The sequence below is a fragment of the Streptomyces thermocarboxydus genome (assembly GCF_024760485.1).
GTDB classification, from domain to species: Bacteria; Actinomycetota; Actinomycetes; order Streptomycetales; family Streptomycetaceae; genus Streptomyces; species Streptomyces cellulosae.
Genome location: NZ_CP058273.1, coordinates 5,004,694 through 5,029,446, shown reverse-complemented (window position 1 = coordinate 5,029,446; position 24,753 = coordinate 5,004,694). Strand labels below are relative to the sequence as shown.

General features: G+C 71.4%; 25 protein-coding genes and 2 riboswitches. Of the genes, 7 read left to right on the top strand and 18 right to left on the bottom strand.

Translation table 11 applies throughout. The features are described 5' to 3' along the window. Positions 1–107: 107 nt before the first annotated feature. The 4 genes from ligA to AY578_RS23315 all read right to left on the bottom strand — a co-directional run bounded on the left by ligA (position 108) and on the right by AY578_RS23315 (position 4,707). A complete protein-coding gene (ligA, locus tag AY578_RS23330) occupies positions 108–2,303 on the bottom strand; it encodes an NAD-dependent DNA ligase LigA (protein WP_136239235.1) in 2,196 nt (731 codons plus the stop codon). A gap of 14 nt (positions 2,304–2,317) precedes the next feature. Further along, a complete protein-coding gene (locus AY578_RS23325; protein WP_019524378.1) occupies positions 2,318–3,319 on the bottom strand; it encodes a methionine synthase in 1,002 nt (333 codons plus the stop codon). A gap of 131 nt (positions 3,320–3,450) precedes the next feature. Next, the gene (locus AY578_RS23320) at positions 3,451–4,149 is read right to left on the bottom strand and encodes an SDR family oxidoreductase (RefSeq protein ID WP_136239236.1); all 699 of its coding nucleotides are present in this window, start codon (positions 4,147–4,149) and stop codon (positions 3,451–3,453) included. Between the two features lie 18 nt (positions 4,150–4,167). Continuing rightward, the gene (locus tag AY578_RS23315; RefSeq protein ID WP_019524376.1) at positions 4,168–4,707 is read right to left on the bottom strand and encodes an LOG family protein; all 540 of its coding nucleotides are present in this window, start codon (positions 4,705–4,707) and stop codon (positions 4,168–4,170) included. Between the two features lie 77 nt (positions 4,708–4,784). Between AY578_RS23315 and AY578_RS23310 the strand changes: the two genes are divergently transcribed. Together AY578_RS23310 and AY578_RS23305 are read left to right on the top strand one after the other, a co-directional pair. After that, positions 4,785–5,108, top strand: coding sequence for a DUF427 domain-containing protein (locus tag AY578_RS23310; RefSeq protein WP_136239237.1), 324 nt, complete (start codon positions 4,785–4,787; stop codon positions 5,106–5,108). Between the two features lie 81 nt (positions 5,109–5,189). Further along, on the top strand, positions 5,190–5,969 hold the full coding sequence (locus AY578_RS23305; RefSeq protein ID WP_019524374.1) for an alpha/beta fold hydrolase: 780 nt from the start codon (positions 5,190–5,192) through the stop codon (positions 5,967–5,969). Positions 5,970–6,006: 37 nt separating this feature from the next. Here AY578_RS23305 and mnmA read toward each other — a convergent pair whose 3' ends face one another. Then, entirely contained in the window at positions 6,007–7,137 is a 1,131-nt protein-coding gene (gene mnmA / locus AY578_RS23300) for a tRNA 2-thiouridine(34) synthase MnmA (RefSeq protein ID WP_028961718.1), read from the bottom strand. 60 nt (positions 7,138–7,197) lie between these two features. Here mnmA and AY578_RS23295 point away from each other — a divergent pair, with 60 nt between their 5' ends. Further along, complete coding sequence (locus tag AY578_RS23295) at positions 7,198–7,920, top strand: N-acetylmuramoyl-L-alanine amidase (RefSeq protein ID WP_161109014.1); 723 nt, start codon at positions 7,198–7,200, stop codon at positions 7,918–7,920. A gap of 24 nt (positions 7,921–7,944) precedes the next feature. Here AY578_RS23295 and AY578_RS23290 read toward each other — a convergent pair whose 3' ends face one another. The 3 genes from AY578_RS23290 to AY578_RS23280 all read right to left on the bottom strand — a co-directional run bounded on the left by AY578_RS23290 (position 7,945) and on the right by AY578_RS23280 (position 9,689). Next, the gene (locus AY578_RS23290) at positions 7,945–9,114 is read right to left on the bottom strand and encodes a cysteine desulfurase family protein (protein WP_136239238.1); all 1,170 of its coding nucleotides are present in this window, start codon (positions 9,112–9,114) and stop codon (positions 7,945–7,947) included. A 93-nt stretch (positions 9,115–9,207) separates the two neighbouring features. Then, positions 9,208–9,474 carry a hypothetical protein gene (locus tag AY578_RS23285; protein WP_019524370.1) on the bottom strand — a complete coding sequence of 89 codons (267 nt, stop codon included), beginning with the start codon at positions 9,472–9,474 and terminating at the stop codon, positions 9,208–9,210. Positions 9,475–9,521: 47 nt separating this feature from the next. Beyond that, on the bottom strand, positions 9,522–9,689 hold the full coding sequence (locus AY578_RS23280; RefSeq protein WP_019524369.1) for a hypothetical protein: 168 nt from the start codon (positions 9,687–9,689) through the stop codon (positions 9,522–9,524). Positions 9,690–9,803: 114 nt separating this feature from the next. On the opposite strand from AY578_RS23280, the gene AY578_RS23275 reads away from it, so the two are divergent. Continuing rightward, positions 9,804–10,454 carry a TetR family transcriptional regulator gene (locus AY578_RS23275; RefSeq protein WP_019524368.1) on the top strand — a complete coding sequence of 217 codons (651 nt, stop codon included), beginning with the start codon at positions 9,804–9,806 and terminating at the stop codon, positions 10,452–10,454. A gap of 73 nt (positions 10,455–10,527) precedes the next feature. On the opposite strand, the gene AY578_RS23270 is transcribed toward AY578_RS23275, so the two are convergent. From AY578_RS23270 to AY578_RS23225, 10 genes are all read right to left on the bottom strand, one after another. Then, positions 10,528–11,388: a thioesterase family protein gene (locus tag AY578_RS23270; RefSeq protein ID WP_019524367.1), complete on the bottom strand. Its 861-nt coding sequence runs from the start codon at positions 11,386–11,388 to the stop codon at positions 10,528–10,530. 59 nt (positions 11,389–11,447) lie between these two features. After that, positions 11,448–12,104 (bottom strand): trimeric intracellular cation channel family protein, encoded by a 657-nt coding sequence (locus tag AY578_RS23265; RefSeq protein WP_019524366.1) that lies wholly within the window; start codon positions 12,102–12,104, stop codon positions 11,448–11,450. 71 nt (positions 12,105–12,175) lie between these two features. After that, positions 12,176–13,414 (bottom strand): ABC transporter ATP-binding protein, encoded by a 1,239-nt coding sequence (locus AY578_RS23260; RefSeq protein ID WP_215048011.1) that lies wholly within the window; start codon positions 13,412–13,414, stop codon positions 12,176–12,178. Next, positions 13,411–14,412: an ABC transporter ATP-binding protein gene (locus tag AY578_RS23255; protein WP_019524364.1), complete on the bottom strand. Its 1,002-nt coding sequence runs from the start codon at positions 14,410–14,412 to the stop codon at positions 13,411–13,413. Before AY578_RS23255 ends, AY578_RS23260 begins: the two co-directional genes overlap by 4 nt. 6 nt (positions 14,413–14,418) lie before the next feature. Continuing rightward, on the bottom strand, positions 14,419–15,378 hold the full coding sequence (locus AY578_RS23250; RefSeq protein ID WP_019524363.1) for an ABC transporter permease: 960 nt from the start codon (positions 15,376–15,378) through the stop codon (positions 14,419–14,421). A 1-nt stretch (position 15,379) separates the two neighbouring features. Beyond that, positions 15,380–16,384 (bottom strand): ABC transporter permease, encoded by a 1,005-nt coding sequence (locus tag AY578_RS23245; protein WP_019524362.1) that lies wholly within the window; start codon positions 16,382–16,384, stop codon positions 15,380–15,382. Positions 16,385–16,491: 107 nt separating this feature from the next. After that, complete coding sequence (locus AY578_RS23240) at positions 16,492–18,162, bottom strand: ABC transporter substrate-binding protein (RefSeq protein WP_028961713.1); 1,671 nt, start codon at positions 18,160–18,162, stop codon at positions 16,492–16,494. Positions 18,163–18,596: 434 nt separating this feature from the next. Next, entirely contained in the window at positions 18,597–19,379 is a 783-nt protein-coding gene (locus AY578_RS23235) for an enhanced serine sensitivity protein SseB C-terminal domain-containing protein (RefSeq protein WP_019524360.1), read from the bottom strand. 118 nt (positions 19,380–19,497) lie between these two features. Continuing rightward, positions 19,498–20,274, bottom strand: a complete 777-nt coding sequence (locus tag AY578_RS23230) for an enhanced serine sensitivity protein SseB (protein WP_258905141.1) — start codon at positions 20,272–20,274, stop codon at positions 19,498–19,500. A gap of 391 nt (positions 20,275–20,665) precedes the next feature. Continuing rightward, entirely contained in the window at positions 20,666–21,334 is a 669-nt protein-coding gene (locus AY578_RS23225; RefSeq protein WP_019524358.1) for an AAA family ATPase, read from the bottom strand. Positions 21,335–21,556: 222 nt separating this feature from the next. Then, positions 21,557–21,656: riboswitch (glycine riboswitch) on the top strand. Next, positions 21,657–21,780, top strand: a riboswitch (glycine riboswitch). A gap of 36 nt (positions 21,781–21,816) precedes the next feature. On the opposite strand from AY578_RS23225, the gene gcvT reads away from it, so the two are divergent. The 3 genes from gcvT (at position 21,817) to glyA (ending at position 24,711) form a co-directional block, all read left to right on the top strand. Then, entirely contained in the window at positions 21,817–22,935 is a 1,119-nt protein-coding gene (gcvT, locus tag AY578_RS23220; RefSeq protein ID WP_028961711.1) for a glycine cleavage system aminomethyltransferase GcvT, read from the top strand. 124 nt (positions 22,936–23,059) lie between these two features. Next, positions 23,060–23,437 (top strand): glycine cleavage system protein GcvH, encoded by a 378-nt coding sequence (gene gcvH, locus AY578_RS23215; RefSeq protein WP_019524356.1) that lies wholly within the window; start codon positions 23,060–23,062, stop codon positions 23,435–23,437. Positions 23,438–23,451: 14 nt separating this feature from the next. Continuing rightward, on the top strand, positions 23,452–24,711 hold the full coding sequence (gene glyA / locus AY578_RS23210; RefSeq protein ID WP_019524355.1) for a serine hydroxymethyltransferase: 1,260 nt from the start codon (positions 23,452–23,454) through the stop codon (positions 24,709–24,711). Positions 24,712–24,753 lie beyond the last annotated feature (42 nt).

Genomic DNA, 24,753 nt, shown 5'->3' with positions numbered 1-24,753 from the left:
AGTAGGCCGCTGAAGGCTTGTACGGGCACCGGTCGCCGACGGTTGCCCGAATGCGCCCCAGCCACCCGTATGCATCTGGTATGCGCCTATCGGGTGGGCTTCAACCGCTACTCCTCGGCCGAAAGGGCGACTTCGGCCGCGGCGTCGGGTCCCTGCTCCAACAGCACCTGGAAACCGTCCTCGTTCAGAACCGGCACCTTCAACTGCACCGCTTTGTCATACTTTGATCCTGGGTTGTCGCCCACGACGACGAACGACGTCTTCTTGGAGACCGATCCGGTCACCTTCGCGCCCCGGTTCTGCAGGGCCTCTTTCGCGCCATCCCGGGTGAAGTTCTCCAGTGTCCCGGTCACCACGACCGTGAGTCCTTCGAGCGGGCGCGGGCCCTCGTCCTCGCCGGAGCGCTCGTCCTCCATGCGGACTCCGGCCGCCTTCCACTTGCGGATGATCTCCCGGTGCCAGTCCACGGCGAACCATTCCTTGAGGGAGGCGGCGATGGTCGGGCCGACGCCCTCGGTGGCGGACAGCTCCTCCTCGGTGGCCTGCTCGATGCGGTCCATGGAGCGGAACTCACGGGCCAGCGCCTCCGCCGCGACCGGCCCGACATGACGGATCGACAGGGCGGTGAGCACCCGGGCCAGCGGGCGGTCCTTGGCGGCCTCGATGTTCCTCAGCATCGCCAGGGCGTTCTTCTTCGGCTCGCCCTGCTGGTTGGCGAAGACGGTGACGACCTTCTCCTCGCCGGTCTTCGGGTCCCGCTTGGGCAGTCCGCTGTCCTGGTCGAGGACGTACGCCTTGATGGGCAGCAGCTGCTCGACGGTGAGGTCGAACAGGTCGCCCTCGTCCTTCAGCGGCGGCTCCTCGGGCTCCAGCGGGCTGGTGAGGGCGGTGGCGGCGACGTACCCGAAGTGCTCGATGTCCAGCGCCTTGCGGCCGGCCAGGTAGAACAGCCGCTCGCGCAACTGGGCCGGGCAGGTGCGGGCGTTGGGGCAGCGCAGGTCGACGTCGCCCTCCTTCATCGGCCGGAGCGGCGTACCGCACTCGGGGCACTCGGACGGCATCACGAACTCGCGCTCGCTGCCGTCCCGCAGGTCCACCACCGGGCCGAGGATCTCCGGGATGACGTCGCCGGCCTTGCGCAGCACCACCGTGTCGCCGATCAGGACGCCCTTGGCCTTCACCACGTCCTGGTTGTGCAGCGTGGCGAACTCGACCTCCGAGCCGGCCACGGTCACCGGCTCGACCTGCGCGTACGGCGTGACACGGCCGGTGCGGCCGACGCCCACGCGGATGTTCAGCAGCTTGGTGTTGACCTCCTCCGGCGCGTACTTGTACGCGATGGCCCAGCGCGGGGCGCGCGAGGTGGTGCCGAGGCGGCCCTGGAGGGGGATCTCGTCCAGCTTGACGACGACGCCGTCGATCTCGTGCTCCACGGAGTGACGGTTCTCGCCGTAGTAGGCGATGAACTCCCGCACGCCCTCCAGGTCGTCGACCACCCGGTTGTGCGGGGAGGTCGGCAGGCCCCACTGCTTCAGCAGTTCGTAGGCCTGGGAGAGCCGGGTCAGGCCCTCGTAGCCCTCGAGCACGCCGATGCCGTGCACCACCATGTGCAGCGGGCGGGCGGCGGTGACCCGCGGGTCCTTCTGGCGCAGCGAACCGGCGGCCGCGTTGCGCGGGTTGGCGAACGGCTTCTCGCCGGCCTCCACCAGGCGGGCGTTGAGCTCCTGGAACTTCTCCATCGGGAAGTAGACCTCGCCGCGGACCTCCACGACGTCGGGCACCTTGTCGCCCTTGAGGCGGTCCGGGATCTCGGCGATGGTGCGGACGTTGGGCGTGATGTCCTCACCCGTGCGGCCGTCGCCGCGGGTCGCCGCGCGCACCAGCCGGCCGCGCTCGTAGGTGAGGTTGACCGCCAGGCCGTCGACCTTCAGCTCGCACAGGAAGTGGTAGGGCTGGTCGCCCAGTTCGCGGTGGATGCGGTCCGCCCAGGCGGCGAGGTCCTCGTCGTTGAACGTGTTGTCCAGGGAGAGCATCCGGGAGCGGTGCTCGACGGAGGTGAACTCCGTCTCGTAGGACCCGGCGACCTTCTGGGTCGGCGACTCCGGCGTGCGCAGCTCCGGGTAGCGCTCCTCCAGCTGCTCCAGCTCGCGCAGCAGGCGGTCGAACTCCGCGTCGCTGATGACGGGGGCGTCCTTCACGTAGTACCGGAAGCGGTGCTCCTCGATCTGCTCGGCGAGCGTGGCGTGCCGCTCCCGCGCTTGTGCGGGCACGCTCGTCGTCTCCGCTTGCTTGTCGCCGGCCACCGTGTGTCCTCCCGTTACTCAGGGTTGTCCGCGAGGGATCTCGCCGCCCGGACGCAGTGGGCGTACGCCGATCGCGCGTACCCCGGGGAGGCCCCCGCGAGGCCGCACGCCGGGGTGATCGTGACCGCCTCCGGGAGAAGTCCCGGCCGCAGCCCCAGCCTGCGCCAGAGCGTCCTGACACCCATGACGCTACCGGCAGGGTCCGACAATGGGGCGTCCGTGCCCGGCACGACACCGGCGAACAGGCGGGTGCCGTCCTCGACCGCCTCACCGATCGCCTCGTCGTCACGCTCGGTGAGGAGGGAGAAATCGAACGAGATGCCCGTCACGCCCGCCCGCCGCAGCAGGGCGAACGGGACGTCCGGGGCGCACGAGTGGACCACGACCGGCCCGCCGTCGTGCACGGCGACGACGTCGCGCAGGGCGCCCTCGACGATCTGGCGGTCGACGGCGCGGTGGGTGCGGTAGCCGCTGGCGGTCTTCACCTGACCGCGCAGAACGGCGGTGAGGGACGGTTCGTCGAGCTGGAGCACGAGCTGCGCGCCGGGGACCCGGCGGCGGACCTCGTCGAGGTGCAGGCGCAGGCCCTCGGCGAGGGAGGCGGCGAGGTCGCGGCAGGCGCCGGGGTCGGAGAGGGCGGCCTCTCCGTTCTTCAGCTCCAGGGACGCGGCGAGGGTCCAGGGGCCCACCGCCTGGACCTTGAGGAGTCCTTCGTAGCCCTGCGTGAACTCCTCCAGCGCGTCCAGGTCCTCGCGCAGCCAGGAGCGGGCGCGGCGGGTGTCCCGGCCCGGACGGTCGCCGATCCGCCAGCCGCTGGGCTCCACGCGCGCGTAGAGCTCGACGAGGAGGCCGGCGGTGCGGCCGATCATGTCGGCGCCGGGGCCTCGGGCGGGGAGTTCGGGGAGGTGGGGGAAGTCCTCGAAGCTGCCTGTGGCCGCCTTGGCGGCTTCTCTGGCGTCCGTGCCGGGGAGAGAGCCGATGCCGGTGGCGGGGGCGAAGCGAAGGGTGTCGTTCACACGGGAAGCGTACGCAGTGGGGCGCCGGGGGTTTTCGCCCCCGCCGCCCCTTCCCTTCCCGTTCCCTGGGGGCTGCGCCCCCAGACCCCCCTTCGGCCCTTCGGGCCTCGTCCTCGAGCGCCGGACAGGCTCTACTTGCCTGGCCGCACCGTCAGATCGTTCACTTCCGCGTCCCTCGGGAGGTCCAGGGACATGAGGATCGCCGTCGCCACCGACTCGGGGTCGATCCACTTCTGCGGGTCGTAGTCCTTGCCCTCCTGCTGGTGGACCTTCACCTGCATGGGGCTCGCGGTGCGGCCCGGGTAGACCGACGTGACGCGGACGCCGTTGGCGTGCTCCTCGTGGCGGAGGGAGTCGGCGAGGGCCTTCAGGCCGTGCTTGGAGGCCGCGTACGCGGACCAGTCGGCGTGGGCGGCGAGGCCGGCACCGGAGTTGACGAAGATCACGTGGCCTCGGCTCGCGCGGAGCTGGGGCAGGAAGTGGCGGGTCAGTTCGGCGGGGGCGACGAGGTTGACGTTGAGCTGGTGGCGCCAGCTCTTCGGGGTGAGATCGCCGACGGGGCCGAGGTCCACGACGCCCGCGATGTGCAGCAGCGAGTCGACCTGGCCGGGCAGCGACTGGTGGGAGAACGCCCAGCTGAGCCGGTCGGGGTCGGCCAGGTCGCCGACCAGGGTGCGGGCACCGGGGAACTCGCCGGCCAGCTCCTTCGCGCGGCCCGCGTCGCGCGCGTGGAGCACGAGGTCGTCCCCTCGCGCGTGGAGGCGGCGCGCGACGGCCGCGCCGATGCCGGAGCCGGCTCCGGTGATCACATGTGTAGCCATGTCCGCCATGCTCGCATCACCGCGCGGTCAGGCGACGCCCAGGCTCTCCTCCAGGTAGGCCAGCGCGCCCACCGGCTCCTCGGCGAAGAAGACCAGCTCGGCCAGCGGGCGGGGCAGGAAACCCTCGTCCTCCATGCGGCGGAACTGCTCCTTGAGGCCGTCGTAGAAGCCCGCGGTGTTGAGCAGCACCACCGGCTTGTCGGTGTGGCCGTGCTTCTTCAGCTCCAGGATCTCGGTCGCCTCGTCGAGGGTGCCGGTGCCGCCCACCATGATCACGACCGCGTCGGCCTTCTCCAGCAGGAGTCGCTTGCGCTCGGCGAGGTCCTTGGCGACCACCATCTCGTCGACGCCGGGGCGTGCCTTCGCCGCGAGGAACTCCACCGAGACGCCGAGGAGGCGTCCGCCGGACTCCTCCACCCCGTCGGCGACGACCTTCATCAGGCCGACGTCCGAGCCGCCCCAGACCAGGGTGTGGCCGCCCTTGCCGAGCAGGCGCGCGAACTCCCGCGCGGGGCGTGTGTAGCGGTCGTCGAGGTCGGCGGCGGAGAGGAAGACACAGATGTTCACGGGCGCCAGCCTACGCCCGGGAAGAAGGCCGCCCCGGGGGACGCTGTAGGAGTGGACCGAACGACGAGGAGGACGCCGTGACCACAGGCCATCGGATCACCGTCGAGCCCGGCGGCCGGCGCGTGCGCGTGGTGCGCGACGGACGCGTGCTGGCGGAGAGCGACCGGGCGCTGGTGCTGCACGAGACGGGCTGTCCCCCGCGCTGGTACATCCCGCCGGAGGACGTGCGGCTCGACCTGCTGACGCCGTCGGCGACGCACACGTACTGCCCGTTCAAGGGGACCGCGTCGTACTGGTCGCTGCCGGACGCCCCCGACCTGGTGTGGTCCTACCCGGACCCGAAGCCGGCGGTGGCGCCGATCAAGGACCACCTGTGCTTCTACGACACGGAAGTGGGCTGACCGGCGCGCACGGGGTGTGATCGGCGGACGCGCCGTCCGCCTCACCGACGATTTCCGCGCCGTGCGGCAGTCTGGTGAGACATGGACCAGAACATCTCCTCGCGCGACGGCACCACCCTCGCCTACGAGAGCGCCGGCCGCGGCGCCACGATCGTCCTCGTCAGCGGCGCGATGTCGACGGGCGCCACGGTGGCGCCGCTGGCCGCCCCGCTCTCCGAACGGTTCCGGGTGGTGGTCTACGACCGCCGGGGCCGGGGCGCGAGCGGTGACACACCGCCGTACTCGGTGGAGCGGGAGGTGGAGGACCTGGCTGCGCTGATCGAGGCGACGGGCGGGGAGGCGGGGCTGTACGGCGTCTCCTCGGGCGGCGCGCTGGCGCTGCGGGCGGCGGCGAGCGGGCTGCCGGTGCGCCAGGTCGCGGTGTACGAGACGCCGTACGCCATGTCGGAGGAGCATCTGGCGGAGCGCGCCCGGTACACGGAACGCCTGACGGCGGCCCTGGAGGAGGGGCGGCGGGGCGACGCGGTGGAACTCTTCCTCCAGCTCACCGGGCTCGATGACGCGGTGATCCGGAGCGCGCGGCAGTCGCCGATGTGGGCGGGCATGGAGGCGCTGGCGCCGAGCCTGGCGTACGACGACGCCGTGATGGGCGACGGGAGCGTGCCGCGGAAGATGCTGGCGAAGATCGAGGCGCCGGTGCTGTCCATCGCGGGCGACGCGAGCCCGGTGTGGATGCGTCAGGCGGCCAGGGCGATCGCGGAGTCGGTCCCCCGGGGCACGTACCGCACCCTCGAGGGACAGACCCACATGGCCGAACCGGACGTCCTGGCGCCGGTGCTGGCGGAGTTCTTCTCGCGCTGATCCCGGTGGTCCCGGGGGACCGCCGGGGCCGGGCCGGTCAGGCCACGTCCGCCGTGGCCCGCTCCGTGGCGGCGATGGTCGCCGAGCCCACCACGCGCGTGCCGTCGTAGAGGACGACCGCCTGGCCGGGGGCGACGCCGCGGACCGGCTCGGCGAAGCGCACGCGCAGCTCCTCGCCGACGAGTTCGGCGGTCACCGGGGTCTCGTCGCCGTGGGCGCGCAGCTGGGCCGTGTACGTGCCGGGGCCCGTCGGGGCGGAGCCGCACCAGCGGGGGCGGATCGCGGTGAGGGCGCCGACGTCGAGGGAGGCGGCGGGGCCGACGGTCACCGTGTTGTCCACCGGGGAGATGTCGAGGACGTAGCGCGGCTTTCCGTCGGGGGCGGGGGTGCCGATGCGCAGGCCCTTGCGCTGGCCGATGGTGAAGCCGTACGCGCCCTCGTGGGTGCCGATCTTGGCGCCGGACTCGTCGACGATGTCGCCCTCGGCCTTGCCGAGCCGCTTGGCGAGGAAGCCCTGGGTGTCACCGTCGGCGATGAAGCAGATGTCGTGCGAGTCGGGCTTCTTGGCGACGGCGAGCCCGCGGCGCTCGGCCTCCGCGCGGATCTCCTCCTTGGTGGTGACCGTGTCGCCGAGGGGGAACATGGCGTGGGCGAGCTGGCGGTCGTCGAGCACGCCGAGGACGTAGCTCTGGTCCTTGGCCAGGTCGGAGGCACGGTGCAGTTCGCGGGTACCGTCCTCGCGGAGGATCACCTTGGCGTAGTGGCCGGTGCAGACGGCGTCGAAGCCGAGCGCGAGCGCCTTGTCGAGCAGCGCGGCGAACTTGATCTTCTCGTTGCAGCGCAGGCACGGGTTGGGGGTGCGGCCGGCCTCGTACTCGGCGACGAAGTCCTCGACGACGTCCTCGCGGAAGCGGTCGGCGAGGTCCCACACGTAGAAGGGGATGCCGATGACGTCGGCGGCGCGGCGGGCGTCGCGGGAGTCCTCGATGGTGCAGCAGCCCCGCGCGCCCGTGCGGAAGGACTGGGGGTTCGCGGAGAGCGCGAGGTGGACGCCGGTCACGTCGTGACCCGCTTCTGCGGCGCGGGCGGCGGCGACGGCGGAGTCGACGCCTCCGGACATGGCGGCCAGGACGCGGAGGGGGCGGGTGCGCTGCGGGGTGTCAGTCATAGCCCCTCCAGGGTACGGGGGCGCGGGAACCGCGGCCGCCGGATATGCGTTCACGATCATATGGGGGCCAAGGGAGCATCCGAGGACGGGGACCGGCGCATCGGGCGGCGCGCGCTGATCGTGGGCGGGCTCGTGGCGGCGGCGGGCACGGCGGCGGTGGCGCGCGACGAGCTGGCGCGGCTGTGGTGGCGGCTGCCCGGGATCGACAAGCCGCGCAAGCCGGGTGAGGTCGACTTCGCGGGCGCCCGCTGGGTGGCCGCGTCGGACGCCAACTGGCGCGGCGCCGACCGGCCGGACGACTACCGCATCGACATGGTGGTCGTGCATGTCACGCAGGGCAGCCTGGACAGCGCGGTGCGGGCGTTCCAGGACCCGGGCCACAAGGCGTCGGCGCACTACATCGTGGGCAAGGACGGCCGGATCACGCAGATGATCCGCGAGCTGGATGTGGCCTACCACGCGGGCAACCGGGACTACAACGAACGCAGCGTCGGCATCGAGCACGAGGGCTTCGTGGACCGCCCGGAGGACTTCACGGACGAGATGTACGCGGCCTCGGCCCGCCTGACGGCCCGTATATGCGCCCGCTACGGCATACCGGTGGACCGCGAGCACATCATCGGCCACGTCGAGGTCCCGGGCACGGACCACACGGACCCGGGCCCCCACTGGGACTGGGACCGCTACCTCAAGCTGGTCCGCCGCGCGGGCACGGCACAGTCGGAGGAGAAACGATCGGCCGCCCCGGCGGGGGGTTCGGGGAGCCCCACGCCGGGTTCGTAGTCACCCGGGGATCCGGGAACCCCCTCAGCTCAGTCCCGCCGCCCGTGCTCGTTCCACCGCCGGGCCGATGGCCTTGGCGAGGGCCTCCACGTCGGCGTCCGTCGAGGTGTGGCCGAGGGAGAAGCGGAGGGTGCCCCGGGCCAGGTCCGGATCGGTGCCGGTGGCCAGGAGGACGTGGCTGGGCTGGGCGACGCCGGCGGTGCAGGCGGAGCCGGTGGAGCACTCGATGCCCTGGGCGTCCAGGAGGAGCAGCAGGGAGTCGCCCTCGCAGCCGGGGAAGGTGAAGTGGGCGTTGGCCGGGAGGCGGCCGCCGGGGGCGGGGTCGCCGCCGAGGATGGCGTCGGGGACGGCCTCGAGGACCGCGGCGACCAGGTCGTCGCGGAGCCGTCCGATCTCCCGGGCGAACCGCTCCCGCTCTTCGGCTGCGATCCGTCCGGCGACGGAGAAGGAGGCGATCGCGGGCACGTCGAGGGTGCCGGAGCGGACGTGCCGCTCCTGGCCGCCGCCGTGCAGTACGGGCACGGGGGTGTGCTCGCGGCCCAGGACCAGGGCGCCGATGCCGTACGGGCCGCCGATCTTGTGGCCGGAGACGGTCATCGCGGCGAGCCCGGACGCGGCGAAGTCCACCGGGACCTGGCCGAAGGCCTGGACCGCGTCGGAGTGCAGGGGAATGCCGAACTCGGCGGCGACGGCGGCGAGTTCCGCGACCGGCAGGATCGTCCCGATCTCGTTGTTGGCCCACATCACGGTCGCGAGGGCGACGTCGTCGGGGTTGCGGGCGATGGCCTCGCGCAGGGTGTCGGGGTGGACCCGGCCGTGCGCGTCGACGGGGAGGTACTCGACGGTGGCGCCCTCGTGCGTGGCGAGCCAGTCGACGGCGTCGAGGACGGCGTGGTGCTCGACGGGGCTGGCGAGGACCCGGGTGCGGGCCGGGTCGGCGTCGCGGCGCGCCCAGTACAGGCCCTTCACGGCGAGGTTGTCGGCCTCCGTGCCGCCGGAGGTGAAGACGATCTCGCTGGGGCGGGCGCCGAGGGCGTCGGCGAGGGTCTCGCGGGCCTCCTCGACGGTGCGCCGGGCGCGGCGGCCGGCGGCGTGCAGGGAGGAGGCGTTGCCGGTGACGCCCAGGTGCGCGGTGAGCGCCTCGACCGCCTCGGGCAGCATCGGGGTGGTCGCGGCGTGGTCGAGGTAAGCCATGGTGGGGCCGATTCTACGGGGCCCGGTGCATGACCCACGGATTCCGGTGGCCGGGATGTGACCCGCGGACGGCGGGTGCGGCGGAACCGCCCCTCAGAAACTCCAGGAGATCGTGCCGTCCGCCTGCATGAACACGGCGAGGACCACGAGGTCGGCGACGCCGAGGCCCAGGCCGAGGAGGGCGCGGCCGCGGCGCGCGGTCCCCCGCAGCAGGGCGACGGACGCCAGCACGATGGCGCTGGGGCCGAGGAAGACGTTGAGGACGAGCAGGCCGAGCAGGCCCAGGACGAACGACGCGACGGCCATGCCGTCGGTGTCGCGGATCCCGGTGCGGCGGCCGGCCGGTGCGGTGAGCTGCATGGTGATCGACTCCTGCGGTCGGTGGGCGGTCGGACGGGCCGTGCGGGTCAGTGCGCGGAGGTGCCGCGGTCGTGGCCGTGGAGCTCGCGCAGGGCGAAGATGCCGAGCCAGACGGCGATGACGGCGCCGGCGGCGACGGTGAAGGTGAGCGGCGCGTGCGCGACGGCGCCGAGGACGACGCCCATCAGCAGCAGTGCGGCGACGAGGAACAGCATGAGTCGGATCCCCCAAGGTTGGGTGAACGGTTGTAGTAACACTTGTTCACTGACTTCCCAGTCTAGCGTCGCTCTCACTTTTCAATGTGGGAGAACAGTTGTTAACTGCATGGCATGAGTCACACGTCCGGCATCCGTCAGGCCCAGAAGCAGAAGACCCGGCAGGCGCTCCTCGACGCGGCGCTCGAACTGCTGGAGGGCCAGAGCCTGAGCAGCCTGGGCCTGCGTGAGGTCACGCGTGCCGTCGGGATCGCCCCGACCGCCTTCTACCGGCACTTCCGGTCGGTGGAGGACCTGGGCGTGGCGCTGGTGGAGGAGGCGCTGGGCAGCCTGCACCCGATGATCCGGACGACGGTGACCCCGGCCGGCGAGGGCGAGGAGCGCATCGCGCGCGCCATCGAGCTGATCGCCCGTCATGTGGACGCGCACCCGGCCCATGTGAGGTTCGTCGCCCGGGAGCGGCACGGCGGGGTACGGCCGGTCCGCGAGGCGATACAGGAGCAGCTGGCCCGGTTCACGGCGGAGGTCGGGGAGGCACTGGCCGGGGACGCGGAGTCGGCGGGCTGGAGCGAGGAGGACCTGCTGATGCTGGCCCAGCTCTACGTCGACCAGATGCTGATCACGGCCTCGCTCTTCCTGGAGGCGCCGGCGAGTTCACCCGGGGCGCGGGAGCGGGTGTCGAAGGTGGCGGCCCGTCAGCTGCGGCTCATCCATGTGGGGCGCCGGCACTGGCTCGACGGGACGGACACGGCCGGGGGACGGTGACACGGCGAAGGGGCGGTACGGGGTCGCAGGTGACCCAGTACCGCCCCCTCACCGGCAGTTCGGCGCCGGTGGTTCAGCTCAGCCGCACGCGCGCCAGCTGGCGGGACTGCGCGACGAGACGGCCGGCGCTGTCCCAGACCTCGGCATCCTCCTCCAGGAAGCCGCCCGCGAGGTTGCGGGTGGTGATGGACACGCGCAGCGGACCCGGCGCCGGGCGGCAGCGCACATGGACGGTCAGCTCGACCGTGGGCACCCAGCCGGTCAGGCCCATCTCGAAGGCGGTCGGCGGCAGCGCGTCCACCGCGAGCAGCAGCGCGAGCGGGTCGGGGTCCCGGCCGTCGGCGAGACCGAACCAGGCGCGCATCTCGCCCTTGCCGGACGGCTTTCCGAGGGCCCAGCCGAGGGTCGCCGGGTCGAGCTTCAGCATCAGCCGGCCGGCGATCTCGGAGCTTCCGTCGACGGGGGCGGGGCCGTCCTCGGGGCCGAAGCACTGGTCCATCGGCGGCATCGCGGGCGGCACGGCCGTCGTACGGACGTCCTCGGGGAGGGAGTCCAGGTCGCCGTAGGAGGCGAGGACGCGGATGCGCTCGACCTCGTTGCCCTGCTCGTCGCGCTGGAAGAGGGACGCCTGACCGGTGGAGAGCGTGCGCCCGGTGCGGACGGTCTCGGTGCGGACGACCGCCGGGCCCGGCTGGGAGGCCGTCAGGTAGTGCGCGGAGACCGTGAAGGGGTCGGAGTGCGGCAGCGCGTCCGCGAGGGCGCGGCCCAGGACGGCCAGCAGGTACCCGCCGTTGACGGCGTTGATGATCGTCCAGCCGGCGGAGAGGTCGATGTCGTAGACGCCGGGTTCCCGCTGGGTGAGCGCGGTGTCGCGGTCGAACTCACTGTCACCGATGACGGCCCGGGTGGCCTGTGCGGAGGCTGCTTCTGGCATGGGTGAACAGTACAAGAAGATAATACTAAGCGGTAGCTTTGCTCACTCGCCGGCTTCGCTCACTCCTCACTGACCGTCGAACGCCGGTGCCAGGCGCGGGGCGCACGCCAGTGGAAGCGCATCGCCAGCAGCCGCAGCACGAAGGCGGTGACGGCCGCGGTCGTGCTGGTCAACGGGTTCAGCACGTCGAAGCGCAGACAGAGGGCGACCATGGCCGCGCCGACGATCGCCGGCACCGCGTACAGGTCGCGGTCCCAGCGCAGCAGCGAGGGCACCTCGTTGGCGAGCACGTCCCGCAGCACACCGCCGCCGACCGCCGTGGCCAGGCCCAGACAGGCGGACGCGGTGAGGCCGAGCCCGTAGTCGTACGCCTTGGTGGTGCCGACGACGCAGAAGAGGCCGAGGCCGGCCGCGTCGAAGACGTTGACGGCGGACTGGATGCGCTCGACGTGCGGGTGCAGGAAGAAGACGAGGACGGTGGCCAGCAGCGGGGTGACGAAGTACCCCAGATCCGTGAAGGCGGCGGGCGGGACGGCACCGATGATCAGGTCGCGGAAGAGACCGCCGCCGAGGGCGGTGATCTCGGACAGCACGGCGATCCCGAACACGTCGAAGTTCTTCCGGACGGCCAGCAGGGCGCCGGAGATGGCGAAGACGAAGATGCCGATCAGGTCGAGCGTGTGCAGGACGGACGGGCTGAAGAGTTGCTGAAGCACTTACATATTGTGGCGTAGAAAGAAGCCCTCGCCTTGCAAAGCAAGGCGAGGGCTTCTTTCGGGTGTGCCGTTTACACAGCCTTCTCGGGCTCCTCAGCCTCGTCGGCCTTGGCGGCCTCGGCCTTCTCAGGCTTCTTCTCGGTCTTCGCCGGCTTCTCGTCGGCCTTCTCCGCCTCGGCGGGCTTCTCGTCCTTCGAGACCTTCTCCGCCTGGGCAGGGACCTTCGCCGGGGCGTCCTCGGCCTCGGTGTTCGACTCCGGGTTGTCGTCCACGCCCTCGCGGGTCGCCGAGACCACCTCGCCCTTGGTCAGCCGGAGCTTCCCGGACGCGATGTCCTCCGCGTAGTGGCACGCCACCCGGTGGCCGCCGCCGACGTCCCGCAGCTGGGGACGCTCGGTCGCGCAGCGCTCGGCCTGGGCCCACGGACAGCGAGTGTGGAACCGGCAGCCGGTCGGCGGGTTCGCGGGCGAGGGCAGGTCGCCGGTGAGCAGGATCCGCTCGCGCTTGTCCTCCACCTCCGGGTCCGGCACCGGCACGGCCGACATCAGGGCCTTGGTGTACGGGTGCTTCGGCTCGGCGTAGAGCGCGTCGCTCGGCGCCTCCTCGACCAGCGAACCCAGGTACATCACGCCGATGGTGTCGGAGATGTGCCGGACCACCGCGAGGTCGTGGGCGATCACCACGTACGTCAGGCCGAGTTCCTCCTGGAGCTCCTCCAGCAGGTTGATGACCTGGGCCTGGACCGACACGTCGAGCGCGGAGACCGGCTCGTCGCAGATGATCACGTCCGGTTCGAGGACGAGGGCGCGGGCGATGCCGATGCGCTGCCGCTGGCCGCCGGAGAACTCGTGCGGGTAGCGGGCGAGCGCGTTGGAGGGCAGGCCGACCTTGTCGAGGATGGCCTTGATCTTCTCCCGGCGCTCCTCCTGGTCCTTGCCGATGCCGTGGGCGATCATGCCCTCGGACAGGATCGACTCGATGTTCTGCCGCGGGTTGAGCGAGCCCAGCGGGTCCTGGAAGACCATCTGGAGCCGGCGCCGGAAGCGGCGCATCTCCTCGCCGGGCAGCTTCGCCAGGTCGGTGCCGTCGAGGACGACGGAGCCCTCGGTGATGTCCACCAGCCGCAGCACGGACCGCCCGAGGGTGGTCTTGCCGCAGCCGGACTCGCCGACCAGACCGTAGGTCTCGCCGGCCTCGACCTTCAGCGACACCCCGTCCACGGCGTACACGTGGCCGACCGTGCGGTCGAACAGGAGGCCCTTCTTGATGGGGAAGTGGACCTTGACGCCGTCCAGTTCGAGCAGGCTCATGCGGGGACCTCCTCGGCCTTCGCGTCGTCGAGTACGGGGTTGACGCACCGCACCTGGTGACCGGCCGCGCGCGGCTCGCCGAGCTGCGGGGTACCGGTCAGGCAGCCCATCTCGTACCGGTCGCAGCGGGGCGCGAAGGCGCAGCCGTCGGCCCAGGCGATCCGGTCGTTGATCGAGCCGCGGATGGGGCTGAGCGGCTCGCCCCTGGGCGCGTCGAGCCGCGGGATGGAGCCCAGCAGTCCGTGCGCGTAGGGGTGGGTGGGGTGGGCGAACAGCTCGCGGCGCCCGGCGGACTCCACGACCTTGCCCGCGTAGAGCACGTTGACCTGGTCGCAGAGGCCGGCGACCACGCCGAGGTCGTGGGTGATCATCAGCAGGGCGGTGCCCTCCTGGTCCACGAGCTCCTTGAGCAGCTCCAGGATCTGCGCCTGGATCGTCACGTCGAGCGCCGTGGTGGGCTCGTCGGCGATGAGCAGACGCGGGGCGCAGGCCACCGCCATGGCGATCAGCGCGCGCTGGCGCATACCGCCGGACAGCTGGTGCGGGTACTCCTTGAGCCGCCGGGTCGGGTCGGGGATGCCGACCCGGTCCAGCAGGTGCGCGGCCTCCTTGCGGGCGGCCTCGCCCTTCATCCCGCGGTGGCGCTCCAGGATCTCGGTGACCTGCACGCCGATCGGGACGACCGGGTTCAGCGAGGACAGCGGGTCCTGGAAGATCATCGCCATCTCGCTGCCGCGCAGGTCGCGGCGGGCGGACGGACTCATCGTGAACAGGTCCGTGCCGTCGAACTCGGCACGGCCGCCGATGGTGAGACCCTTCGCGGGCAGCAGGCCCATCAGGGCCAGGGAGGTGACGGACTTGCCGCAGCCGGACTCGCCGACCAGGCCCACGACCTGGCCCTGGTCGACGTCGAAGGAGACGCCGTCGACCGCCCGGGACGCCGTGCGGCCACGGCCGCCGAAGGTGACGGTCAGTTCGTCGACAGTGAGCAGAGACATGGTGGTTCAGCCCCTCAGCTTCGGGTCGAGGGCTTCCCGCATGGCCTCGCCGAGGAGGGTGAAGCCGAGGGCGGTGATGATGATGCCGACGGCGGGGTAGACCGCCATCATCGGCGCGTTGTCGAAGAAGCGCTGCGCCTGGGCGAGCATGACGCCCCACTCGGGAATCGCCGGGTCGGGGTTGCCGAGACCCAGGTAGGACAGGGCGGCCGCCTCGATGATCGCCGTGGCCAGGGAGAGCGTGGCCTGCACGATCACCGGGCTGAGGGAGTTGGGGATGATCTGCGAGGTCACGATGCGGCGCTTGCGCACGCCCAGCGACTGGGCGGCGAGCACGTAGTCCGCGCCGCCCTGCGCCAGCATCGAGCCGCGCAGCAGTCGGGCGAACACGGGCACCTGGACCACACCTACCGCGATCATCACGGTGGTGAGCGACTGGCCCATGACGGCGGCGACGGACACCGCGAGCAGCAGCGACGGCAGCGCCAGCATCATGTCGATGAAGCGCATGATGACGGAGTCGACGCGCTTGCCGGCCTCGCCGCCGAGGGTCGCGGCCGCACCGGACAGACCGCCGATCAGGAAGCCGGCGACCAGGCCGATCAGGGTGGAGACGACACCGACGAGCAGGGTCTGGCGGGCTCCGACCAACATGCGGGAGAACATGTCCCGGCCGAGGTGGTCGAGGCCGAACCAGTTCTCGCCGCGCGGGCCGACGAACTTGCCCTGGTTGGGGAAGACCTCGCCGCGCCAGGTCTGGGCGGTCGGCGCGTACGGGGTCAGGTACGGGCCGACGACGGCGATGACGACGAAGACGGCGATGATGACCGCGCCGATGATCGCCATCTTGCTGCTCTTGAGGCGGCGGAACGCCTCACGCCACAGGCTGGCGCCGGTGCTGGTCTCCTTGGTCGCGGTGAGCTCCGCGAGGCGCTGGATCTTGTCGGTCTTGGTGGCGACGCTCATGTCAGTGCACCCGCACTCTCGGGTCGATGAGGCTGTACGCCAGGTCCACCAGCAGGTTGATCAGGACGTACACCATCGCGATGAACATGATGAAGCCGACGAGCACGGGGTAGTCGCGGCCGTCGATCGCGGTCCGGATGAAGGAGCCGATGCCTCCGAAGGAGAACACGGACTCGGTCAGGACCGCGCCGGACAGCAGGGAGCCCGTGAGCAGGCCGACCGCGGTCACCACGGGGAGCATCGCGTTGCGCAGCACGTGCCGGCTGCGGACGACGCTGCGCTTGAGTCCCTTGGCCTCGGCGGTGCGCACGTAGTCCTCGTCCTGCACCTCGAGCACGCTGGCGCGGGTCATACGCACGATGACCGCGAGCGGGATGGAGGCCAGGGCGACGGCGGGCAGGATCAGGTGCATGATCGCGTTCCAGGACGCGTCGAACTCGCCGGTGAGGACGCCGTCGAGGACGGCGAAGCCGGTCACGTCCGTGGCGTTGATGCCGGTGTCCTGACGGCCGTAGCTCGGGAAGATGCCGAGCTGCACGGCGAAGACGCCCTTGAGGATCAGGGCGAGGAAGAACACCGGGATACAGATGCCGATGAGCGAACCGGAGACCGCGGTGACGTCGAGCCAGCCGCCGCGGTTGCGGGCGGCGAAGTAACCGAGCGGAACGCCGACGGCCACCGCGATGACGATCGCGAAGAGGGACAGTTCCACGGTCGCGGGGAAGCGCAGGACGAACTCGTCCCACACCGGCTGTCCGGTCTGGGTGGACGTGCCGAGATCGAGCTCGACGATGCGCTTGAGGAAGCGCCAGTACTGGACGTAGACGGGCTGGTCCAGCCCGAGCGCACGGTTGATGCGCGCCACTTCGGCCTCGGTGGCCTTCTCCCCCAGGATCGCTGAGGCGGGTCCACCGGGCAGCCGGTCGAGCCACAGGAAGAGCAGAACCGACAGGCCGAGCAGCGTGGGTATGAGCTGGAGCAGTCTTCGTACGACGAGACGCAGCACCCCGCTTGCCCCTTTCTTGCGTGTTGTCTTACATGAACGGACCCGCCCGGCCGCCGAGTTGCGACGGCCGGGCGGACCTCCCCGTTATCGATTTCCTGCCGGTTCGCCTACTTGAAGGAGGCCTCGGAGAAGACTTCCTGCGTCAGCGGCGACACCTTCGGCGGGTTGACGTTCTTGCCGAAGGCGATGGCCGGCGGGGACGACGAGATCGGGACGCCGGGAAGGTAGTCCATGATGACCTCGTTGGCCTTCTCGTAAGCGGCGGTGCGCTCCTCGGCCTTGCCCATCTTCGAGCCGGCGTTCACCGCGTCGAAGACCTTCTTGTCCTTGAAGCCCCACTGCTTGTCGTACCCGGCGAACCAGGTGCCGATGAAGTTGTAGCCGTCGTTGAAGTCACCGGTCCAGCCGAGCATGTGCAGGGCGCAGGAGCCGGACTCGGTGGCGTCCAGGTAGTCCGGGGCCCACTTCATGGCCTTCGGCTTGACCTTGATGCCGGACTTCTCGAGGTCGGCCTTCATCAGCTCGAACAGGTCCTGCGGAGCAGGCATGTACGGGCGGGTGACCTCGGTCGGGTAGCAGAACTCGATGGTCAGGTTCTGCGCGCCGGCCTTCTTCAGCAGCTGCTTGGCCTTGGCGGGGTCGTACGGGTACTGCGTGACGTTCTTGGAGTAGCCCGCGATCGTGTCCGGCATGAACTGGTCGGCCACCTTGCCGCCCTCGGGCAGCTGGGTCTTGACCAGGTTCTCCTTGTCGATCGACTGCGCGATCGCCTGGCGGACTTCCTTCTTCTTCAGGGCCGGGTTCGCCGACTGGCTCATGCCCACGTAGAAGAGGTTGAAGACGCCACGGGTCGGGACGACGTAGCCCTCCTTCTCGAGGGTCTTGACGTCGGCCGGGGCGACGAGGTCGTAGCCGTCGATGTCACCGGCCTGGAGCGCCTGGCGGCGGCCCTCCTCGGTGTCGATCGTGCGGAAGACCAGGTTCTTGATCTTGGCCTTCTCGCCCCAGTAGTCGTCGAAGCGCTCGAGGGTGACTTCCTTGTTGCCCTTGTTCCACTTGACGATCTTGTACGGGCCGGTGCCGGCGACCGTGCCGGCCTCCTGGCTGTACTTGGGGTACGTGATGGCGTCGCCCTTGGCGGTCGCCTCCTGCTTCTCGTACTCCTTGATCGCCTTCGGCGAGTGGATGGCGAGGGCGTTCAGCGAGAAGCCGCCGGGGAGGTTCGCGGAGGGCTGCTTGACCTCGATGACGGCGGTGTTCTCGTCCTTCGCGGTGCAGCTCTTGTAGTTCGCCTCGGGCGTCTCCGGGTCCTCGTTCTTCGCGAACCCGCCCATGATGGTCTGCCAGTAGTAGGAGACCGCGCTCGACTGGTAGGTGCCCTTCCAGTTGAACCAGTGGTCGTAGTTGGCGCAGACCGCGGCGGCGTTGAACGTCTCGCCGTCGTGGAACTTCACGCCCTTGCGGAGGTTGAAGGTCCAGACGGTGCCCGCGTCGTTGCTCGACCAGCTCTCGGCGAGGCCGCCGACCAGCTTGGTGCCGCCCGACTCGTGCTCGAGGAGGGCCTCGAACGCCTGGCGGGTCACGCGGAAGGTCTCACCGTCACTCGCGAGGGCAGGGTCCAGGGATCCCGGGTCGCCCGCACCGGCGAACACGAAGGTGTCCTTCTTGCCGCCGCTCTCGTTGTCGCTGTCCCGCTCGCTGGCGCAGCCCGTGGCGATCAGGCCGACCGCGACCGCGGCCGTGATCGCCCGAGCGGCTCGGGTCTTGAATATGCGCATACTGGGGCCACTCCGGGTCCGCTATGTGGATGCATCTTGACCGGCCGAACACTACAGACGTTCGCAGTGAGTCAGGAACAGTCCGGATAGCGGTGATACCTACCTGAGATCTGAACAGACGACATACGGGACTGTTCCGGCATCTTCGCGCGATGATTTAACACCGCGGACATGAATGACACCCCGGCAAGTGCCGCTCATGGAGCCCGGGATGGGCGTGAAGGCGCGGTGAAACCGCAGGTGACAGGGGGTCAGCACAAGGTCGCTGATCGCAATCGACGGAATCTGACGGAAAACGAGCGGCAGACGGGTCGGGACAGGAGCCTCAGTACCGCCCATTGTCCACATGCTGGACACGGGTGACGCTGCGTCACCATGCGCGAGGCCCCCGGCGGCGGGGCTGCCGCGCCGGGGGCCTCGGGAAGACGTACCGGTCAGAGGCGGTGCGCGGGCGGATAGCCGTAGCCCGCGGCGGGGGCGGGGGCGTGCGCCTCACGGTCGTAGAACGGGCGCCCGTTGACACGCAGCCACATCGCCACCGGGTCGTGCTCGTCGGACAGGGCGACCGTGGAGACGGGCAGTCCGTCGGGCACGGCGGGCAGCGACTGCCGCATCATCTGCCGCACCGACTCCACGGCGGGCGGCGAGGTGTCGTACACGTCCAGGCCGATGGCGAGGTACGGGGCGCCCAGCGCGGGCTGCACCCAGGCGCGGCGCAGCGCGCGCACGGCCGGGGTGCGGTGGGCGTTCTGCGCGAGGAGGGCGTAGAACTGCGGGATCTCGATGGCCGGTTCGGACAGCCGCAGAGGTCCGGCGGGCTGCTGGTCGAGCCCGCCGGCGATGCGGCGCAGGTCGAGCCAGGGGATGCCGACGCCGCCGCCGGGCGCGTGCGGGTTGAGCCAGAGGCCGTAGCGGTCCGGGTAGAGCGCGCGGGCCACCTCGAGCCCGTCGACCACCTCGTACGAACGGTTCCAGCCGCTGGCGGACAGCTCCTGGGCGGAGGTGACGCAGGGCGCGTAGCCGTGTCCGTCGACCTCCATGGTCCCGTACTGGGCGTCCGGCGAGCCGGCCTGGCCGTGCCAGAGCAGCATCCAGACCCTGCCGGACGCGGGGGTGGCGAGGGCGCGCAGCAAGGCCTCGTAGGCGTCGTAACGCCCGGGCGTCACCTGGCGCAGCATGTGCTCGACCTGTCCGGCCGCCGCGGTGCCAGCGCTCACTTGTATCGCCCCTCCGTACAACACCCTGCCGCCAATGCTCCTAGCTTAAGCCGACGGCCTCCGGCGGTCTGCGGTCAGTGCGCGGAAGGCTGCGCCCGCGGCGCATCGGGCGGGCGCCTCAGGCGCGCTGGTAGAAGGGGCGGACCTTGGCGCGCAGCCAGTCGCCGACCGGGTCCTGGGCCACGTCGAGGACGACGAGGTTGACCGGCCAGCGGGCGGGGCTGCGGCCCAGCGCCCGGCCGAGGGCGTCCAGCGGCAGCGCGCGCGGGTCGCCCTCCCAGTGCAGCAGCTCCACGCCGACGAACAGCACGGGGTCGGCCGTCTCGACGGCGGCCAGGCAGCGGCGGGCGGTCGCGACCACGCCGATGGCGTCGAACTCCTGCGAGGCGGCGGAGAGGAAGTCCACCGGGTCGTCCTGCCAGTCCGGTTCGTACAGCCGGACGCGGCCGCCGCTCGCGGGGCCCTCCAACGGGGAGCGTCCGGCCCGGCACAGCTCGGCCACGGCGGCCGGCGGCAGCGGGACGGCGACCGTGCCGCCCGGGTTGACGACGATGCCGGCCTGCGGCGGCAGTCCGCGGGCGAACTCCACGGCGGGCGCGATGGTGCAGCCCATGTGGGAGCCGACGACCTGGCGGAACTGCTCCTCGGAGCTGAAGACCGGCACGTACGCCTGGCCGTCCAGTTCCATGGTGGGCAGGTCGAGGGGGCCGCTGTGCGGTCCGCCGCCGTTGGGCAGGGGCACCCACACGAAGCTGCGGCCGAGGACCTCGACGATGCGGGCTCCCGCCGAGGGGACGCCGAGGGAGGCGGAGAGCGCCTCCTCCAGTTCGTTGCCGGGCCACCCGCCGTGCGGGTGGAAGTGCGTCCGGTCCGGGATGTCCGCCGGGAAGTCCATCTGTCGCCCACCGTCTGCCTGATGCCACTGCTTGACGGAAAGGCTAGCCGGTCAGCGGTGGAGCCGGTCCCGCACAGGGCGTTCGGGGACCGGTCGGCCGGTGCCCGCGGCCCGGCGCGAGGTGCTCGCCGGCCGGTCGGCCGGAGGGCCGGTCCGGCGTCCGGCATGCCCCGGACGGTCGGCCGGTCCCGCGTCCCGATTCAGGGCATACGCCGACCGGTCAGCCGGTGAAGCCGATCCGGCACCGGGCGCACGCCGGCCAAGTCGGCCTGTGTCGCGGCCCGGCATCGGACTCACGCCGACCGGTCAGCCGAAGGGCCGGCCCCCGCGCAGGGCGTGCGCCGGCCAGTAAACCGAGGGGGCGGCCCGGCACCGGACTCACGCCGACCGGTCAGCCGGTGAAGCCGATCCGGCGCAGGGCGTTCGCGGCGTCCCGGTCGACGAGCACCGCCGAGGCGCAGCCCCCCGGCACCCGGCCGGACTCCACGTCCTCCAGCAGCCGGGCGCACGCCGTGCGGTGCCGGCGGAAGGCGTAACGCGAGACGCCCCGGCCCCGCTCCAGCTGCCCGGCCAGGGCCTCCTCGGGCGGGACGTCGAGGAGCAGCAGGTGCAGCGCGGCCCCGCGGCGGCGGGCCTCGCGGGCCAGCCAGCGCCGCACCCAGGCCTGGGTGCCGCAGTCGTGCACGACGACCGGCCGGCCGGAGCGCAGCACGCGGCGCAGTCCGGCGTAGTGGGCGAGCCGCACCAGGGGCCGGTAGACGGCGTAGGGCAGCAGGCGGGGCATGCGGCGGTCCCAGCGGTCGCGGGCGTCCTGGGAGTCGACCCGTTCGCCGTGCACCGCGCGCCGCATCAGCGTGGACTTGCCGCTGCCGGGCAGCCCGGTGACGACGACGAGGTCGCGGGGGCCGAAGAGCAGGGCGCGCGGGCTGCGGCCCGAGCGGGCCCGCAGGTCCTGGACGAGGGGGACGGGAGCCGCGTCCCGGGCGCCTGCGGCCCGGGACGCGTGCTGCCGAGGCAGCGCGACGCCTGTGGTGCCGGCGTACGCCGTGGGCCTGTTCACCGTGGTCGTCCTCCCCTGGGGCCGGATACGGAGGTCCGATCCCCGCCGCGTGTAAAGAGAAGGTAATGCCAGGTCGCTCTCGGTTGCGTGCTCATTCCGACACAGGCCTGTCACAGCTCCCTGTGACCGAGCCTGCACGAGCCGTTCACCCTCGGCAAGGGCCCCCTGCCGGTGTCCCACGATGCGTGCAATGATGTGCGCGCCAACTGCATACCGGCCGTTTGAATCCGCGCGGGAGAGTCCCCGGCACCTGTGCCGCCGGGGCGCCGAAGGAGCAAGTCCCTCCCTTGAATCTCTCAGGCACCGTTACCGCGCGGGCGAGGCACATCTGAAAAGCGGGCCGCCGTCGCAGTGCTCCGGCGGCCTCACCCAAGGTGCAAGTCCTGACCGCCGTAGGACCGGTGGTCATGGCGAACCTCTCAGGTTCCGATGACAGATGGGGAGGAACGACCTCGCCGTCATGCCCCCTGGGAGACCGACCGATGAGCAGTACCGAACCCCGCCGCACCGCGCTCGATGCCCTGCATCGGTCGCTCGGCGCGACGATGACCGACTTCGCCGGCTGGGACATGCCCCTGCGCTACGGCTCCGAGCGCGACGAGCACACCGCCGTGCGCACGCGGGCCGGCCTCTTCGACCTCTCGCACATGGGCGAGATCACGGTCACCGGCCCGCAGGCCGCCGCCCTCCTCGACCACGCGCTGGTGGGCAACATCTCGGGCGTGAAGCCGGGCCGCGCCCGCTACACGATGATCTGCCGTGAGGACGGCGGCATCCTGGACGACCTGATCGTCTACCGCCTGGGCGAGACCGAGTACATGGTCGTGGCCAACGCCTCCAACGCCCAGGTGGTGCTGGACGCGCTGACCGAGCGGGCCGCGGGCTTCGACGCCGAGGTGCGCGACGACCGCGACGCCTACGCACTGCTGGCCGTGCAGGGCCCCGAGTCCCCGGCGATCCTGAAGAGCCTCACGGACGCCGACCTGGACGGCCTGAAGTACTACGCCGGTCTGCCGGGCACCGTGGCCGGGGTCCCCGCGCTGATCGCCCGCACCGGCTACACCGGCGAGGACGGCTTCGAGCTGTTCGTGAAGCCGGAGCACGCCGTGGAGCTGTGGCAGGCGCTGACCAAGGCGGGCGAGGGCCACGGGCTTGTCCCGTGCGGTCTGTCCTGCCGGGACACGCTCCGCCTGGAAGCGGGCATGCCGCTGTACGGCAACGAGCTGAGCACCTCCCTCACGCCCTTCGACGCCGGTCTCGGCCGGGTGGTGAAGTTCGAGAAGGAGGGCGACTTCGTGGGCCGCGCCGCCCTCGCCGAGGCCGCAGAGCGCGCCGAGAAGAACCCGCCGCGCGTCCTGGTCGGCCTGGTCGCCCACGGCCGCCGGGTGCCGCGCGCCGGGTACGCCGTGGTCGCCGGCGGCGAGAAGATCGGCGAGGTCACCTCCGGCGCCCCCTCCCCCACCCTGGGCAAGCCGATCGCCATGGCCTACGTCGACGCCGCCCACGCGGAGCCGGGCACCGAGGGCGTCGGTGTGGACATCCGCGGCAGCCACGAGCCGTACGACGTCGTGGCGCTGCCGTTCTACAAGCGGCAGAAGTGACACCGTCGTAGCCGGCCTTCGGGCTGCTTCCCGCGCGTCCGCGGCACGGGGGTCCCACCCGTCCGGCCGCTTGGCGTGCCCTCCCCGTCATCAGCAGTTTCCCGCGTACAGGAGAATTCAGGCCATGAGCAACCCCCAGGACCTGCGTTACAGCAAGGAGCACGAGTGGCTGTCGGCCGCCGAGGACGGCGTGGCGACGGTCGGTATCACGGAGCACGCGGCCAACGCGCTCGGCGACGTGGTCTTCGTCCAGCTCCCCGAGGTCGGTGACACGGTGACCGCGGGCGAGACCTGCGGCGAGCTGGAGTCCACCAAGTCCGTCAGCGACCTGTACTCTCCCGTCTCCGGCGAGGTCACCGAGGTCAACGAGGACGTGGTGAACGACCCGGCGCTGGTGAACTCGGCCCCCTTCGAGGGCGGCTGGCTGTTCAAGGTGCGGGTCACCGACGAGCCGGCCGACCTGCTGTCCGCCGCCGAGTACGACGCGTTCATCGCGGGCTGAGGAGCCGACGCCGTATGTCCCTTCTGAACACGCCGCTGCACGAGCTCGACCCGGCCGTGGCCGCCGCGGTCGACGCCGAGCTGCACCGGCAGCAGTCCACCCTCGAGATGATCGCCTCGGAGAACTTCGCCCCGGTCGCGGTCATGGAGGCCCAGGGCTCGGTCCTCACCAACAAGTACGCCGAGGGCTACCCCGGCCGCCGCTACTACGGCGGCTGCGAGCACGTCGACGTGATCGAGCAGATCGCCATCGACCGGGTGAAGGAGCTGTTCGGCGCCGAGCACGCCAACGTCCAGCCGCACTCGGGCGCCCAGGCCAACGCGGCCGCGATGTTCGCGCTGCTGAAGCCGGGCGACACGATCATGGGACTGAACCTCGCACACGGCGGGCACCTGACCCACGGCATGAAGATCAACTTCTCCGGCAAGCTCTACAACGTGGTCGCGTACCACGTGGGCGACGACGGCCAGGTCGACATGGCCGAGGTCGAGCGGCTCGCCAAGGAGAACAAGCCGAAGCTGATCGTGGCCGGCTGGTCGGCGTACCCGCGTCAGCTGGACTTCGCCGCGTTCCGCCGGATCGCGGACGAGGTCGGCGCGTACCTCATGGTCGACATGGCGCACTTCGCCGGTCTGGTCGCCGCGGGCCTGCACCCGAACCCGGTGCCGCACGCCCATGTCGTCACGACCACCACGCACAAGACCCTCGGCGGCCCGCGCGGCGGTGTGATCCTCTCCACGGCCGAGCTGGCCAAGAAGATCAACTCCGCGGTGTTCCCGGGCCAGCAGGGCGGTCCGCTGGAGCACGTGGTCGCCGCCAAGGCGGTCGCGTTCAAGGTCTGCGCCTCGGAGGAGTTCAAGGAGCGCCAGCGCCGCACCCTGGAGGGCGCCCGCATCCTCGCCGAGCGTCTGGTGCGGGACGACGTGAAGGCCGTGGGCGTGGACGTGCTGTCCGGCGGCACGGACGTGCACCTCGTCCTGGTGGACCTGCGGAACTCGGAGCTGGACGGCCAGCAGGCCGAGGACCGGCTGCACGAGGTCGGGATCACCGTCAACCGGAACGCGATCCCCAACGACCCTCGCCCGCCGATGGTCACCTCGGGTCTGCGGATCGGCACGCCCGCCCTCGCCACCCGCGGCTTCACGGCCGAGGACTTCGCCGAGGTCGCGGACGTGATCGCGGAGGCGCTGAAGCCGTCGTACGACGCCGAGGCGCTCCGGGGCCGGGTCGCGGCGCTGGCCGCGAAGCACCCGCTGTACCCCGGTCTGCGGTAATTCCGTCCGCTTTTTGTACGGACGTACGGGGCATCGCGCACA